The sequence below is a fragment of the Flexivirga aerilata genome (genome assembly GCF_013002715.1).
Classification (GTDB): domain Bacteria; phylum Actinomycetota; class Actinomycetes; order Actinomycetales; family Dermatophilaceae; genus Flexivirga; species Flexivirga aerilata.
In genome coordinates this window covers 1-12,892 of the sequence record NZ_JABENB010000001.1, presented here as the reverse complement: position 1 = coordinate 12,892, position 12,892 = coordinate 1, and the positions used below count along the sequence as shown (strand labels likewise).

14 protein-coding genes, 1 tRNA gene and 1 rRNA gene are annotated in these 12,892 nt (G+C 69.8%); 11 read left to right on the top strand and 5 right to left on the bottom strand.

What is annotated here, in order from left to right; translation table 11 throughout:
• Positions 1-60 precede the first annotated feature (60 nt).
• The 6 genes from HJ588_RS00080 (at position 61) to HJ588_RS00055 (ending at position 4,559) form a co-directional block, all read left to right on the top strand.
• Positions 61-1,029 carry a threonine ammonia-lyase gene (locus HJ588_RS00080; protein WP_171150768.1) on the top strand — a complete coding sequence of 323 codons (969 nt, stop codon included), beginning with the start codon at positions 61-63 and terminating at the stop codon, positions 1,027-1,029.
• A 123-nt stretch (positions 1,030-1,152) separates the two neighbouring features.
• On the top strand, positions 1,153-2,433 hold the full coding sequence (gene eno / locus HJ588_RS00075; RefSeq protein ID WP_171150766.1) for a phosphopyruvate hydratase: 1,281 nt from the start codon (positions 1,153-1,155) through the stop codon (positions 2,431-2,433).
• 35 nt (positions 2,434-2,468) lie between these two features.
• Positions 2,469-2,984, top strand: coding sequence for an FtsB family cell division protein (locus HJ588_RS00070; RefSeq protein WP_171150763.1), 516 nt, complete (start codon positions 2,469-2,471; stop codon positions 2,982-2,984).
• Between the two features lie 10 nt (positions 2,985-2,994).
• Entirely contained in the window at positions 2,995-3,540 is a 546-nt protein-coding gene (locus HJ588_RS00065; RefSeq protein ID WP_343036527.1) for a DUF501 domain-containing protein, read from the top strand.
• Positions 3,537-4,475 carry a Ppx/GppA phosphatase family protein gene (locus HJ588_RS00060; protein ID WP_171150759.1) on the top strand — a complete coding sequence of 313 codons (939 nt, stop codon included), beginning with the start codon at positions 3,537-3,539 and terminating at the stop codon, positions 4,473-4,475. The genes HJ588_RS00065 and HJ588_RS00060 overlap by 4 nt, the downstream gene beginning before the upstream one ends.
• Before the next feature lie 10 nt (positions 4,476-4,485).
• A tRNA-Leu gene (locus HJ588_RS00055) sits at positions 4,486-4,559 on the top strand.
• A gap of 24 nt (positions 4,560-4,583) precedes the next feature.
• On the opposite strand, the gene HJ588_RS00050 is transcribed toward HJ588_RS00055, so the two are convergent.
• Positions 4,584-5,036 (bottom strand): MarR family winged helix-turn-helix transcriptional regulator, encoded by a 453-nt coding sequence (locus HJ588_RS00050; RefSeq protein ID WP_171150757.1) that lies wholly within the window; start codon positions 5,034-5,036, stop codon positions 4,584-4,586.
• A 63-nt stretch (positions 5,037-5,099) separates the two neighbouring features.
• Here HJ588_RS00050 and HJ588_RS00045 point away from each other — a divergent pair, with 63 nt between their 5' ends.
• The 3 genes from HJ588_RS00045 to HJ588_RS00035 all read left to right on the top strand — a co-directional run bounded on the left by HJ588_RS00045 (position 5,100) and on the right by HJ588_RS00035 (position 7,262).
• Positions 5,100-5,717, top strand: a complete 618-nt coding sequence (locus HJ588_RS00045) for a hypothetical protein (RefSeq protein ID WP_171150755.1) — start codon at positions 5,100-5,102, stop codon at positions 5,715-5,717.
• Entirely contained in the window at positions 5,704-6,141 is a 438-nt protein-coding gene (locus tag HJ588_RS00040; RefSeq protein ID WP_171150753.1) for an ABC-2 transporter permease, read from the top strand. Before HJ588_RS00045 ends, HJ588_RS00040 begins: the two co-directional genes overlap by 14 nt.
• Positions 6,142-6,287: 146 nt before the next feature.
• Complete coding sequence (locus HJ588_RS00035) at positions 6,288-7,262, top strand: Bax inhibitor-1/YccA family protein (protein ID WP_171150751.1); 975 nt, start codon at positions 6,288-6,290, stop codon at positions 7,260-7,262.
• Positions 7,263-7,620: 358 nt separating this feature from the next.
• Here HJ588_RS00035 and HJ588_RS00030 read toward each other — a convergent pair whose 3' ends face one another.
• From HJ588_RS00030 to HJ588_RS00015, 4 genes are all read right to left on the bottom strand, one after another.
• Positions 7,621-7,908, bottom strand: a complete 288-nt coding sequence (locus HJ588_RS00030; protein ID WP_171150750.1) for a hypothetical protein — start codon at positions 7,906-7,908, stop codon at positions 7,621-7,623.
• Positions 7,909-7,919: 11 nt separating this feature from the next.
• Positions 7,920-9,143 carry an acetyl-CoA C-acetyltransferase gene (locus tag HJ588_RS00025; RefSeq protein WP_171150748.1) on the bottom strand — a complete coding sequence of 408 codons (1,224 nt, stop codon included), beginning with the start codon at positions 9,141-9,143 and terminating at the stop codon, positions 7,920-7,922.
• 84 nt (positions 9,144-9,227) lie between these two features.
• The gene (locus HJ588_RS00020; RefSeq protein ID WP_171150746.1) at positions 9,228-9,647 is read right to left on the bottom strand and encodes an HIT family protein; all 420 of its coding nucleotides are present in this window, start codon (positions 9,645-9,647) and stop codon (positions 9,228-9,230) included.
• A gap of 10 nt (positions 9,648-9,657) precedes the next feature.
• Entirely contained in the window at positions 9,658-10,806 is a 1,149-nt protein-coding gene (locus tag HJ588_RS00015) for an SGNH/GDSL hydrolase family protein (RefSeq protein ID WP_171150744.1), read from the bottom strand.
• A 133-nt stretch (positions 10,807-10,939) separates the two neighbouring features.
• On the opposite strand from HJ588_RS00015, the gene HJ588_RS00010 reads away from it, so the two are divergent.
• A complete protein-coding gene (locus tag HJ588_RS00010; protein ID WP_171150742.1) occupies positions 10,940-12,319 on the top strand; it encodes a cystathionine beta-synthase in 1,380 nt (459 codons plus the stop codon).
• Positions 12,320-12,782: 463 nt separating this feature from the next.
• A 16S ribosomal RNA gene (locus tag HJ588_RS00005) occupies positions 12,783-12,892 on the top strand; the annotation flags it as partial.

Genomic DNA, 12,892 nt, shown 5'->3' with positions numbered 1-12,892 from the left:
AATGATTAGCGAGAAATCATCTATTGGACCGATGTATGGCGCGGCCGCCACACTGTCCGCATGACCAGCCTGAGTTTCGCCGGAGTCCTGCAGGCCGCCGACGCGATCGCGGGTGAGCTTCCGCCGACGCCGGCCTGGTCCTACCCGGCTCTCAATCAGGAGGTGGGAGCCGAGGTCATCGTCAAGCACGAGAACGTCCAGCCCACAGGCGCTTTCAAGGTGCGCGGGGGAGTGGCATTCGCCGCGAGCCTCACCGGCGCCGACCGCACGGCGGGACTGGTGACGGCCAGCACCGGCAACCACGCCCAGAGTGTTGCGTATGCCGCGCGGCTGCTCGGCGCACCCGCGGTCATCGTGATGCCGCACTCCGCCGCGGCGGAGAAGGAGCACGCCACGCGGCTGCTCGGTGCCGACGTCGTCCGGCACGGCGACACGATGGGAGCGGCGCTCGACCACGCCAGGGACCTGGCTGCGTCGCGGGGGATGCGCTTCGTCAGCCCGGGTGACGAGCCCGCGATCGTGCACGGCCACGCCACCGTCTACCTGGAGCTGCTCCGCCGGCATGCCGGACTCGACGCGATCTACGTGCCGGTCGGCAGCGGTTCAGGGGCCGCGGCCGCCTGCCTCGTGCGCGACGAGCTGGCCCCGGACTGTGCCGTGATCGGGGTGCAGTCGGCGGCGGCGCCTGCGGCATACAACTCCTGGCGGGCGGGCGAGGTGCTCGAGGCGTCGTGCGCGACGCGGGTCGCGGGAGTCGCGACCTCGCGCGGCTGCGAGCTGCCGCTGTCGGTGATGTGCGACCGGCTGGACGACTTCCTGCTCGTCGACGACGGCGACATCATGGCGGCGATGCGGCTGATGAGCAGCGCCGCGCACACCCTCGCCGAGGGTGCCGGCGCGACCGCACTCGCCGGCGCACTGGCGCACTCGGCCCGGCCGGGGCGGATCGGGGTGATCTGCACCGGCGGCAACGCCGATGCCGGCGAGCTCGCCGAACTCGCCGTGACGCCCGTCCTGGCAGCCGGCTGAGACCCTCCTGTTACTGTCCAGTCCGCGGGTCGGTGCCGGATCCGGCGCGGCTCGGCGGATAGGCTCGGCAGGCAAGCACAGCGTGTGCAAACGCGCCCCACCTGATCCGCCAGGAGAAACCACGTGGCCACGATCGACGCCCTGCTCGCCCGCGAAATCCTCGACTCGCGCGGCAACCCGACCGTCGAGGTGGAGGTCGCCCTCGACGACGGCACGATCGGCCGGGCGGCGGTGCCGTCCGGTGCGAGCACCGGCCAGTTCGAGGCAGTCGAGCGCCGCGACGGCGACAAGAAGCGCTACGGCGGCAAGGGTGTCGAGGACGCGGTCGACGCCGTGGCCGAGGAGATCGCGCCGCGCGTGCTCGGCTACGACGCCAGCGAGCAACGCCTGGTCGACCAGGAGATGATCAACGCCGACGGCACCGACAACAAGGGCAAGATCGGCGCCAACGCGATCCTCGGCGTGAGCCTCGCGGTCGCCAAGGCGGCCGCCGACTCGGCCGACCTGCCGTTGTTCCGCTACGTCGGCGGGCCCAACGCCCACCTGCTGCCGGTGCCGATGATGAACATCCTCAACGGCGGCGCCCACGCCGACTCCAACGTCGACATCCAGGAGTTCATGATCGCGCCGATCGGCGCCGGCTCCTTCCGCGAGGCACTGCGCTGGGGCGCGGAGGTCTACCACGCGCTGAAGAAGGTGCTGCACGACAAGGGGCTGTCGACCGGCCTCGGCGACGAGGGCGGCTTCGCGCCCGACCTCGAGTCCAACCGGGCCGCGCTCGACCTGATCATCGACGCCATCAAGGCGGCCGGCTTCACGCCGGGCAAGGACATCGCGCTCGCGCTCGACGTCGCGGCGAGCGAGTTCCACGACAAGGGCTCCTACACCTTCGAGGGCGGCAAGAAGTCGGCGCAGGAGATGACCGACTACTACGCGGACCTGGTTGCGTCATACCCGCTGGTGTCGATCGAGGACCCGCTCAACGAGGACGACTGGGAGGGCTGGAAGACGCTCACCGACCAGCTCGGCGACAAGGTGCAGATCGTCGGCGACGACCTCTTCGTCACCAACCCGACGCGGCTGCAGCGCGGCATCGAGTCCGGCACCGCCAACGCGTTGCTGGTGAAGGTCAACCAGATCGGCACGCTGAGCGAGACGCTCGACGCGGTCAGCCTGGCGCAGAGCAACGGCTTCCGCTGCATGATGAGCCACCGCTCCGGTGAGACCGAGGACACCACGATCGCCGACCTGGCGGTCGCCACCAACTGCGGCCAGATCAAGACCGGTGCGCCGGCGCGGTCGGACCGGGTCGCCAAGTACAACCAGCTGCTGCGCATCGAGGAGGAGCTCGACGACGCGGCGGTGTATGCCGGGGCCGGCGCCTTCCCGCGCTTCAAGGCCTGACGAAGTCCCCACCCCGACAGCCGAAGGAGGCCGACATGACACGGGATTCGCGATCCACGCGACCCACCCGCGCTCGCACGACGTCGCGCCCGACCTCCGGCGGAGCGGCGAAGAAGGGGCGGCAGACCGCTGTTCGCACGGCGACCGGCGGGGCGCAGCGCACGCGCGCGACGCGCCCCACCCGGTCGCCGCGGTCGATGCGCCGGCTCACGGTGATCGGGGTGCTGCTGGTCTTCCTCGCGGTCGTCATCACCCCGACGCTGCGGTCCTACCTGTCCCAGCGCGGTCAGATCGCCGACCTCAATAAGAAGGTCGCCGCGCAGCAGGCCGACCTGGGCAACCTGCAGAAGCAGAAGAAGCAGTGGGACGACCCCAAATACGTTGAGGCGCAGGCGGGTTCGCGACTCGGTTTCGCCAAGCCGGGGCAGACGGTGACCGTCTACGTCACCAATGACCCGAAGACCATCGCGGACGCGAAGGCCCAGCAGGACAAGAACAGCACGTGGTACGGCAAGATGTGGCAGTCCGTCGTCGCCTCCGGAAAGCACTGACCGTCGTCTCGTGACCGAAAACGCAAGTCCTGACGTCGATCCCGCCGACCTGGCGGCCGTCGAGCAGCAGCTCGGCCGGCTGCCGCGCGGGGTCGTCGAGATCGCCGCACGCTGCGAGTGCGGGTGCCCCGCGGTCGTGCGCACCCTGCCCCGGCTGCCCGACGGCACGCCGTTCCCGACCACCTTCTACGCCACCTGCCCGCGGCTGACCAGTGCGATCAGCACCCTGGAGGCACAGGGCATGATGCGCGAGATGACCGAGCGGCTCGGCACCGACCCCGAGCTGGCGGCGGCCTACCGCGCGGCGCACGAGGACTACCTGCGCCGACGGGCCGAGCTCGGCAGTGTGCCTGAGATCGAAGGCATTTCGGCCGGTGGCATGCCCGACCGCGTCAAGTGCCTGCACGTGCTGGTCGCCCACTCGCTGGCGGTCGGCCCGGGCGTCAACCCGCTCGGCGACGAGGCGCTCGCCGCCCTGCCGCAGTGGTGGGACCGCGGCTGCTGCGGCGTCGCCGACGCTGCCGAAGCCGCCGACACCCCCGAGCAGGACGTATGACGAGGGTCGCCGCGGTCGACTGCGGCACCAACTCGATCCGGCTCCTCGTCGCCGACACCGATGGCCGCACCGTGCGGGACGTGGTGCGCCGGATGGAGATCGTCCGCCTCGGTCAGGGCGTCGACGTGACCGGACGCATCGCGCCCGAGGCGATGGAGCGCACGCTCACCGTTGCCCGCGAATATGCCTCGCAGTGCGTGGAGTTGGGCGTCGAGCGGGTGCGTTTCGTCGCGACCTCGGCATCCCGCGACGCGTCCAACGCCGCAGAGTTCGCGGCCGGTGTCGCCGACGCGTTCTCCGCCTTCGGCATCCGCCCCGAGGTGATCACCGGGGACGAGGAGGCGCAGCTGAGCTTCCGCGGGGCGACGAGCGTGGCCGGTGAGCAGACGCCTGCGCCATACCTCGTGGTGGACCTGGGTGGTGGCTCGACCGAGTTCGTGCTCGGCGACGAGCAGGTGACGGCGGCGCGCTCGGTCGACATGGGTTGCGTGCGCTTCACCGAGCGGCACCTGCGCTCGGACCCGCCGACCGACGCCGAAATCGCTGCAGCGACAACGGATATCGACGCTCTCATCGACAGTGCTGCGCAGGTCGTGCCGCTGGGGGAGGCCGGGTCGTTGATCGGGCTGGCCGGCTCGGTCACCACGATCACCGCCAACGCGCTGCGGCTGCCGGCATACGACCCGGAGCGCATCGACGGCACTGCGCTGACCGTGCACCAGGTCGTCGACTCGTGCGACGACCTCCTGCGGATGACGCGCGCGCAGCGCGCCGAGCTCGGCTTCATGCACCCCGGCCGGGTCGACGTGATCGGCTCGGGAGCGCTGATCTGGGGCACGATCGTGCAGCGCGTCGCGGAGCAGGCCGGCCTCACCACCGTGCTCACCAGCGAGCACGACATCCTCGACGGCATCGCCCTGGGGCTCGCCGACTAATCTGGCTCCCGCCCTCGTAGCCCAACTGGCAGAGGCAGGCGACTTAAAATCGCTGGAGTGCGGGTTCGAGTCCCGTCGGGGGCACTCGAGCTCGACGCATTCGGGCGTTCACGCCGTCGGCTCTGATCCGTTCAACCGCTCCAGCAACTGCGCGAGCCGCGCGATGTCTGCGTCGGTCCAGTCCGCCATCCGTTCGCCCAGGGTCGCCAGGTTGGTGCGCTCGGCAGCCGCCAGGGTGCGCCGGCCGACCGCGGTGAGCGTGAGCTCCTGGGCGCGCCGTTCACCCGGGATCTGATGCCGCTCGACGTGCCCGTCGCGCTCCAGTGCCGCCACCCGCCGGCTCGCCGACGACTTGTCGATGCGCAGTTCGCGCGCGACGTCCTGCACCGTCGGCACGTCGAGATCGGCGACCGCGCGCAGCGCCATGAAGTCGCTGAACGTCAGCTCCGGCACGTAGCTGGACCAGTTGCGGTTGAGGCGCCGGGTGAACGCGCGCAGCTGCTCCAGCACCCGTCGCGTCTCGCGCTCCCGGGCGGCGGCCGGGTTGGCATCCGAGGTCATAGGGTGACTATACTAATTTGAAGTTGCACTAGACAACTTCAAGTCGCGAGGAGTTTCACCCGTATGACGCAAGAGCGCGCCCCGCTCGGCACGGTTATCAGTCACGTCGCACTGCCGGTCCTGATGGGACTGATCATGGCGGTCGCCTATCTGGGCGGCTTCCACAAGCCCGCGCCGCACGACGTGCCGCTCGCGGTCGTCGGGTCGACCGCGCAGGCCCAGCCGGTCGCGAGTGCGATGCAGCAGGCGCTGGGGGACAAGGCCGACGTCACGGTGCTGCCGAGCACCGCCGCCGCGACCGACCAGCTCCGGCATCTCGAGCTCACCGCCGCCTACGTGCCCGGCCCGAAGCAGGCGACCCTGCTGGTCAGCACCATCGCCTCTGACGCCGCGAAAAGTGCTGCGACACAGATGTTTTCGCCAGTTGCCACCAAACAAGGGGTGCCTCTCGTCACCCGTGACGTGACCGGCGTGCCCGCCAGCGACCCGATCGGTCAGAACGGCTTCTTCTTCCTCGTCGCGCTCACCGTCGGCTCCTACGCGAGCTCCATCGCCATCGGGGCAGCAGGTGCCAGCCGCCGTCTGCGCGACCGCGTCGGCATCGCCCTCGGCGCCGCAGTCGTCATCTCGACGGTGGGGCTGCTGATCGCCCCGCGGCTTCTACGGCATGTTCCCCGGTGACCTCCCCGCGGTCTGGGGCCTGTCCCTGCTCTACACCGCGGTCGTGCTCCTGATCGGCGTCGGGCTGCATCCGATTCTCGGCCGCTTCAGCACGATCACCTACGCCGCGATCTTCGTCGCGCTCAACTTCACCACGTCGGGCGGCGTCTTCCCGACGACGCTGCAGCCGGCGTTCTTCGGCTGGCTGCACCACTTCTGGATCGGCGCCGGCTTCGTGGAGTCGCTGCGACGCGTCCTCTACTTCCCGGACGTCAGCGTCGCGGGGCCCCTCGCCATACTCCTCGGCTGGCTGGTGCTCGGGGTGCTCTGCATCGGTCTCGCGCACCTGGTCGAGCGGCGTCGTACGACGGCAGCCGCGCGCCTCGAGCGCGGCCGGTTGAGCGCACGCGTCGAGGAGGAGCTCGAGGAGGACGTCGCGGTCTGAACTGGGGATCTGAGCCGGCGGAAACGTCTGCACTCGGGGGAACCCGGACCCTGCAATGTCGCGTTGCTGCAGGTGAGAGCGTTCGGACCGTAGACTGGTGACCAAGATCCCACCGGCCGGCGCGCCGATGTAGAGGGAGGACCACGATGGCATCCAATCCGGTGTTCAACCGGTTCAACGACGACCTGGACAAAGGCCGAGTCGCCGCTGACCAGCCGCAGTACGGCCAGTTCGGCACGCCCGACCAGCAGCGCGCCGCCCAATACGGCTATCCCGGCGGGCAGCAGGGCTACCCCGGTCAGCCACAGGGCTACCCCGGTCAGCAGGGTTACCCAGGACAGCAGGGCTACCCGGGTCAGCAGATGGGCGGGTACCCGGGCGCGCCAATGGGCCAGCCCGATCTGGAGAAGGCCTACGAGGCGCCGTCCGCGACGGCCCGCCAGTCGGGCCGGATGACCGTCGACGACGTCGTCACCAAGTCACTCGCCCTCTTCGGCATCCTGCTGGTCTTCGCGGCCGTCGGCTGGTTCGTCGGCGCCGCCAACCCGGGCGCCGGCATGGCGCTGTGGATGGGCGGCATGATCGCCGGCATCGTCCTCGGCTTCGTGATCTCGTTCAAGCGCGTCATCTCGGTGCCGCTGATCATCGCGTATGCCGTGTGCGAGGGCCTCTTCATCGGGGCCGTCAGCGGCTTCTTCAACAACGCCTACCCGGGCGTCGTCGGCGAGGCCGTGCTCGCGACCCTCTGCGTCTTCGCCGGGATGTTCGCCGGCTGGAAGTTCGGGCTCATCCGGGTCACCGAGCGCTCGCGGAAGATCTTCGGCCTGATGATCATGGGCTACTTTCTCTTCGCGATCGTCAACTTCCTGCTGGTCCTCACCGGCGTCATCGACAACCCGTTCGGCGTCGGCGGCAGCGGCCCGCTCGGCATCATCATCAGCGTGTTCGCGGTGGGCCTGGCGTCATACTCGATCGCCGTCGACTTCGACTCGATCCAGCGCGGCGTCAACGCCGGTCTGCCCGAGAAGTACTCCTGGCTGATGGCGCACGGTCTGCTGGTGTCGGTCGTCTGGCTCTACATCGAGCTGCTGCGCCTCTTCGCCCGCATTCAGCGCAACTGAGGCTGCTGCTCCGACTCCTCGTACGACGAAGGGCGGCGCCGACGAGCACACACTCGTCGGCGCCGCCCTTCGTCGTGGTACGCCGCGGGCGTCGCGGGTTGGGGCGTGCACAAGTCGCGACGGTTGCGGGCTGCGCACGCGGATCGGGCTGGGGGCGTGCACAAGTCGCGACGGTTGCGGGGTGTGCACGCGAATCGGGCTGGGGGCGTGCACAAGTCGCGACGGTTGCGGGCTGTGCACGCGAATCGGGCTGGGGGCGTGCACAAGTCGCGACGGTTGCGGGCTGTGCACGCGGATGTGGCCGGGGCGTGCACAAGTCGCGACGGTCGCGGGCTGTGCACGCCGACCCAGCCGCACCTCACCCGATCGCGTGCCGCAGCGCACGCAGCCGGTCCGGCAGGTCGGCGGTCTGGCCCGCGGCGGTGGCGTCATACACGGTCACCCGCAGCTGATCGAGCAGCGTCGCCTCACCGAGTTCCGGCAGCGGCACCGGCGGACGACCGGCCGCCGCCCGCACCCGGTCGGCCAACGACTGCGCGAGCGCGCGCAGATCGGGCGCCAATGCAGCAGCGCGCGGCGCCGGCAACTCGTGCCAGCGCCGCGCGATCCGGCGCAACTCCTCGTCGATCTCGGGAGGAAGCGCCACTGCAGCAGGTGTCAGGACAGCCGCTCGTAGATGATCGCCATACCCTGGCCACCGCCCACGCACATGGTCTCGAGGCCGAAGGTGCCGTCGGTGCTCTGCAGACCGTTGAGGAGCGTCGCGGTGATGCGGCCACCGGTCGACCCGAAGGGGTGGCCGAGCGCGATCGCGCCGCCGTGCACGTTGAGCTTGTCGAAGTCCATGCCGAGGTCGTCGGCGGACGGCAGCACCTGCGCCGCGAAGGCCTCGTTGATCTCGTAGAGGTCCATGTCGCCGATCGTCATGCCGGCCCGCTTCAGCGCCTGCTTCGACGCCTCGACCGGACCGAGACCCATGATCTCCGGAGACAGGCCGGACACGCCGGTCGACACGACGCGGGCGAGGGGGGTCAGCCCGAGCTCCTTGGCCTTGGTGTCGCTCATCACGACGACCGCGGACGCGCCGTCGTTGAGCGGGCAGCAGTTGCCGGCGGTGACGGTGCCGTTCTCCCGGAAGACCGGCTGCAGCGTCGAGACCTTCTCCAGGGTGACGCCGGCGCGCGGGCCGTCGTCGGTGCTGACGACCGTGCCGTCGGGCAGCGTCACCGGCGCGATCTCGCGCTCGAAGAAGCCCTCGGCGATCGCCTTCTCGGCGCGGTTCTGGCTGGACACGCCCCACTCGTCCTGGCGCTCGCGGGTGATGCCGCGCGAGGTGGCGACGTTCTCCGCGGTCTGGCCCATCGCGATGTACGCGTCGGGCAGCAGGCCCTTCTCACGCGGGTCGGTCCAGGTGGTGTTGTCCTTGGCGGTCTGCTCGGTGCGCGCCTTGGCCTCGTCGAACTTCGGGTTCTGCCAGTCGGCCTTGCTGCCGCCGGCGCCGGAGAAGTCGGCGTAGCGGGAGACGCACTCCACACCGGCCGAGATGAAGACGTCACCCTCGCCGGCCTTGATCGCGTGCGCCGCCATGCGGGTCGTCTGCACCGAGCTGGCGCAGAAGCGGTTGACGGTGGAGCCGGGCAGGTGGTCCCAGCCGCCCATCACGGCGACGATGCGCGCCATGTTGCTGCCCTGCTCGGCCCACGGCTCGGCGCACCCGAGGTAGAGGTCCTCCACGAGCGCCGGGTCCAGGCCGGGCACCTTGGCGAGCGCGGCTTGGATCACCTGCAGGCTGAGGTCGTCGGGTCGGATGTCCTTCAGCGAACCCTTGAAGGCCCGCCCGATCGGCGTGCGTGCGGTCGCAACGATGACTGCTTCAGGCATGAGCGCTCCACTCCATTGAGGTAGGCAAGTCACCGCAGTCTAGGCGAGCAACTAAGCAAGCGCTCACCTGCCCACCCACCGGGCTCAGCCGCGCAGCGCCTCCGCGGCGGCCGCGATCTCGTCTGCGTCGCCGGGCGCCGGGATCCACGGCAGGCGCACGCTGTCGTCGACGTAGCGCGGGATCACGTGGATGTGGAAATGGAAGACCGTCTGCCACGCAACCTCGCCGCAGCAGTTGAGCAGGTTGACGCCGTCGGCGTGCAGCTGTGACTTGGCGCGCTTCGCGATCTGCTGCGCCATCTGTGCGCACGCCGCGAGGTCAGCCGGGTCGATCGTGGTCAGGTCCTGCGTATGCCGCTTCGGGATCACCAGCGCGTGCCCGCGCGTCGCCGGGTTGATGTCCATGAAGACGAACGTGTCGTCGTTCTCGTCGATCTGCTGCGACGGGATCTCGCCCGCGACGATCTTGCAGAACAGGCAGTCCGGGTCCGTGGTCTCGGTCATGGTGGCGACCTTACTGCGCCCCCGTCGAGCTGTGTATGGCGTCAGTCGAATCCGCTTGCGGTTGCTGCGAATCCGACGCGGCCCCGCCGCCCGGGCCGTGCGGGACCGCTGGGCCGGCGCCGTCGGAAACCGGCTCCTCGCCCGGACCGCCGCTCGGTTCGTCGCCCGGCTCGTCGGGGTCGGGCAGCGGCGTGCGGTGGCGGCGCAACAGCACCGCCCAGCGCCCGCGCCGGCCGCGCTCCGCGCCGCGCACGTCGGTGGCCGACACCTCGGTGCCGGGGTCGCGGACCGCACGCTTCGCCGCGACGGACACCGGGTCGACCGCCTCGCCGCGGCGACGGTCGGGCTGACGACCGGTGTCGGCCGACTGCTGGCCGAGGGCGTCGAGCACGCTCGGCAGCAGCGCCGAGGCGGCCCGCGCGTAGCCAGCGGGGGAGGGGTGGAAGCGGTCCTTGGAGAACATCACCGACGGGCTGTCGGAGAACTCGTGGCCGAGCAGGTCGCCGAGCGACACCGTGCGGCCGCCGTGCTCGATCACGGCCACCGTCTGAGCGGCGGCGAGGTCGCGCGACCAGCGGCGCGCGATCAGCCGGAGCGGTTGCGGCACCGGCTCGATCACACCGAGGTCGGGGCAGGTGCCGACGACAACCTCGGCGCCCGCTGCGCGCAACGACTCGACGGCATCGGCGAGGTGGCGCACCGAGGTGGAGCGCGAGAGCCGGCCGGTGACGTCGTTGGCGCCGATCATGATGACGGCGGCGTCCGGCTCGGGCACCTGCTCCAGCGCCTGCTCGACCTGTCCACCGAGGTCGGGGGACGTCGCGCCGACGACGGCGACATTGGTGAGGCGCACGGGGCGGCCGGCGAGCGCGGCGGCCGCGGTCGCGATGATCGCGCCGACGGTCTGGTAGGCGGTGTCGGCGCCCATGCCCTTGGCGGTGGAGTCGCCGACCATCAGCAGCTCGATCGGGTCGCCGGGGCCTGCGCCATACACCCCGCTGTCCTCGGGGGCCCCGTCGAAGGGCTGCCCCACGATGCGGCGCGCGATCTTGGCCTCGCCGAGCAGCACGCCCCAGCCCGCGCCGAGGCCGGCCGCGCCGATGCCCCCGCCATACGCGGCGATCGCGGCGATCTTGCGCGCTCGTCTGGCCCGACCCATCGTGTGCACCCCCGCAACCGTCGACGACATTGCCCTTCGAGACGTCGATCGTCTCACTGGGCTGTGACGTTCCCGCGCGCGGGGAAGGCCGGGTGGGTGCCGCGCGGTGCCCAACATCTGAGACGATGCTCACATGAAATTCGCGGAGCACATCGCCGACCTGGTCGGCGGCACCCCACTGGTCAAGCTCAACCGCGTCACCGAGGGCATCGACGCGACCGTGCTCGCGAAGGTCGAGTATCTGAACCCCGGCGGATCGGTGAAGGACCGCATCGCGCTGCGGATGATCGAGGCGGCCGAGCAGTCCGGCGCCCTGCAGCCCGGCGGCACCATCGTCGAGCCGACCTCGGGCAACACCGGCGTCGGCCTCGCACTGGTCGCGCAGCGCAAGGGGTACAAGTGCATCTTCGTCTGCCCCGACAAGGTGAGTGAGGACAAGCGCAACGTCCTCAAGGCGTATGGCGCGGAGGTCGTCGTCACGCCGACCTCCGTCCCGCCGGAGCACCCCGACTCCTACTACAGCGTGTCCGACCGCATCGCGGCCGAGACGCCGGGTGGGTGGAAGCCGGACCAGTACTCCAACCCCGAAGGCCCCAACTCGCATTACCACTCCACCGGCCCGGAGATCTGGGCGGACACCGACGGCAAGCTCACGTCGTTCGTGGCGGGCATCGGCACCGGCGGCACGATCACCGGGACCGGCCGCTACCTGCGCGAGATCTCCGCCGACCGTCCCGAAGGCCGGGTGCGCATCGTGGGCGCCGACCCGGAGGGCTCGGTCTACTCCGGTGGCACCGGACGCCCCTATCTGGTCGAGGGTGTCGGCGAGGACATGTGGCCGCGCGCCTACGACCCGAAGGTCCCGGACGAGGTCATCGCGGTGAGCGACGCCGAGTCCTTCGAGATGACCCGCCGCCTGGCCCGCGAGGAGGGCCTGCTCGTCGGTGGATCCTGCGGTATGGCGGTGGTCGCCGCGCTGCGGCACGCCAAGACCCTGCCCGCAGACGCCACGGTCGTGGTGCTGTTGCCCGACTCCGGGCGCGGTTACATGTCGAAGATCTTCGACGACGGCTGGATGAGCAGCTACGGGTTCCTGCGGGACGCCGCCCTGGACCGCACGGTCGGCCAGGTGCTCAAGGCCAAGACCGGCAACATGCCGGCGCTGGTGCACACCCACCCGAGCGAGACGATCCGCGACGCGATCGACATCTTGCGGGAGTACGGCGTCTCCCAGATGCCGGTGGTGAAGGCCGAGCCGCCGGTGATGGCCGGCGAGGTCGCCGGATCGGTGAGCGAGCGCGAGCTGCTCGACGCCCTGTATGCCGGCGCCGCTCATCTGGCCGACCCGGTCGAGCGCCACATGGAGGCACCGTTGCCGATGATCGGCGCCGGTGAGCCCATCGAGGGAGCGCGGGACCTGCTCACCAAGAACGACGCCCTGATGGTGGTGCAGGAGGGCAAGCCGATCGGGGTGCTGACCCGCGCCGACCTGCTGACCCTCTTCGCGGAGTAGGGCCCCGCAGGCCGCTGACCTGCATAAACGCCCCGGCGGGCGCCCCGATTTGGAAGTTCGCCGGGACGTGGTCTACTGTTCTACATGTCAGCCCGACGGGGTGGCAGCGGCCGGAAACCAGCTCAGACTGGGACCGGACGAACCACCCGCCGAAGACTGATCGATCAGGGTTTGACTCTGGTCGACAGAGTCTGCTAAGCTGATACCTCCACTCGGAGCCAAGTGCGCGAGAGCTGGCCAACGGCCGGCTTGACGCCCAAGAGCCGAGCGGATCCAAGAAGGAAGCCACAGCTTCTGCTTGCTGTCACCACCTCGGTGTCGGCGGCGGTTGTCTGGTCGTTTTTTGAGAACTCAACAGCGTGTCGAGTGATTGATGCCAATTGTTTGTTGGTTTTGATCGTTTTTGTAGCATTTTTGCTCTTGATCGATTTTTTAGCCATGGTTTGAATTTTTTTTGTATTTTTTTGCGGAGAGTTTGATCCTGGCTCAGGACGAACGCTGGCGGCGTGCTTAACACATGCAAGTCGAACGATGAAGGACCAGCTTGCTGGTTTGGATTAGTGGCGAACGGGT

What these genes read in the sequence shown, in the direction of transcription:
- HJ588_RS00080 (WP_171150768.1), top strand. Translation starts at nt 61, where the DNA reads ATGACCAGCCTGAGTTTCGCCGGAGTCCTGCAGGCCGCCGACGCGATC.
- HJ588_RS00070 (WP_171150763.1), top strand. Translation starts at nt 2,469, where the DNA reads ATGACACGGGATTCGCGATCCACGCGACCCACCCGCGCTCGCACGACG.
- HJ588_RS00060 (WP_171150759.1), top strand. Translation starts at nt 3,537, where the DNA reads ATGACGAGGGTCGCCGCGGTCGACTGCGGCACCAACTCGATCCGGCTC.
- HJ588_RS00050 (WP_171150757.1), bottom strand. Translation starts at nt 5,036, where the DNA reads ATGACCTCGGATGCCAACCCGGCCGCCGCCCGGGAGCGCGAGACGCGA.
- HJ588_RS00045 (WP_171150755.1), top strand. Translation starts at nt 5,100, where the DNA reads ATGACGCAAGAGCGCGCCCCGCTCGGCACGGTTATCAGTCACGTCGCA.
- HJ588_RS00040 (WP_171150753.1), top strand. Translation starts at nt 5,704, where the DNA reads ATGTTCCCCGGTGACCTCCCCGCGGTCTGGGGCCTGTCCCTGCTCTAC.
- HJ588_RS00035 (WP_171150751.1), top strand. Translation starts at nt 6,288, where the DNA reads ATGGCATCCAATCCGGTGTTCAACCGGTTCAACGACGACCTGGACAAA.
- HJ588_RS00025 (WP_171150748.1), bottom strand. Translation starts at nt 9,143, where the DNA reads ATGCCTGAAGCAGTCATCGTTGCGACCGCACGCACGCCGATCGGGCGG.
- HJ588_RS00020 (WP_171150746.1), bottom strand. Translation starts at nt 9,647, where the DNA reads ATGACCGAGACCACGGACCCGGACTGCCTGTTCTGCAAGATCGTCGCG.
- HJ588_RS00015 (WP_171150744.1), bottom strand. Translation starts at nt 10,806, where the DNA reads ATGGGTCGGGCCAGACGAGCGCGCAAGATCGCCGCGATCGCCGCGTAT.
- HJ588_RS00010 (WP_171150742.1), top strand. Translation starts at nt 10,940, where the DNA reads ATGAAATTCGCGGAGCACATCGCCGACCTGGTCGGCGGCACCCCACTG.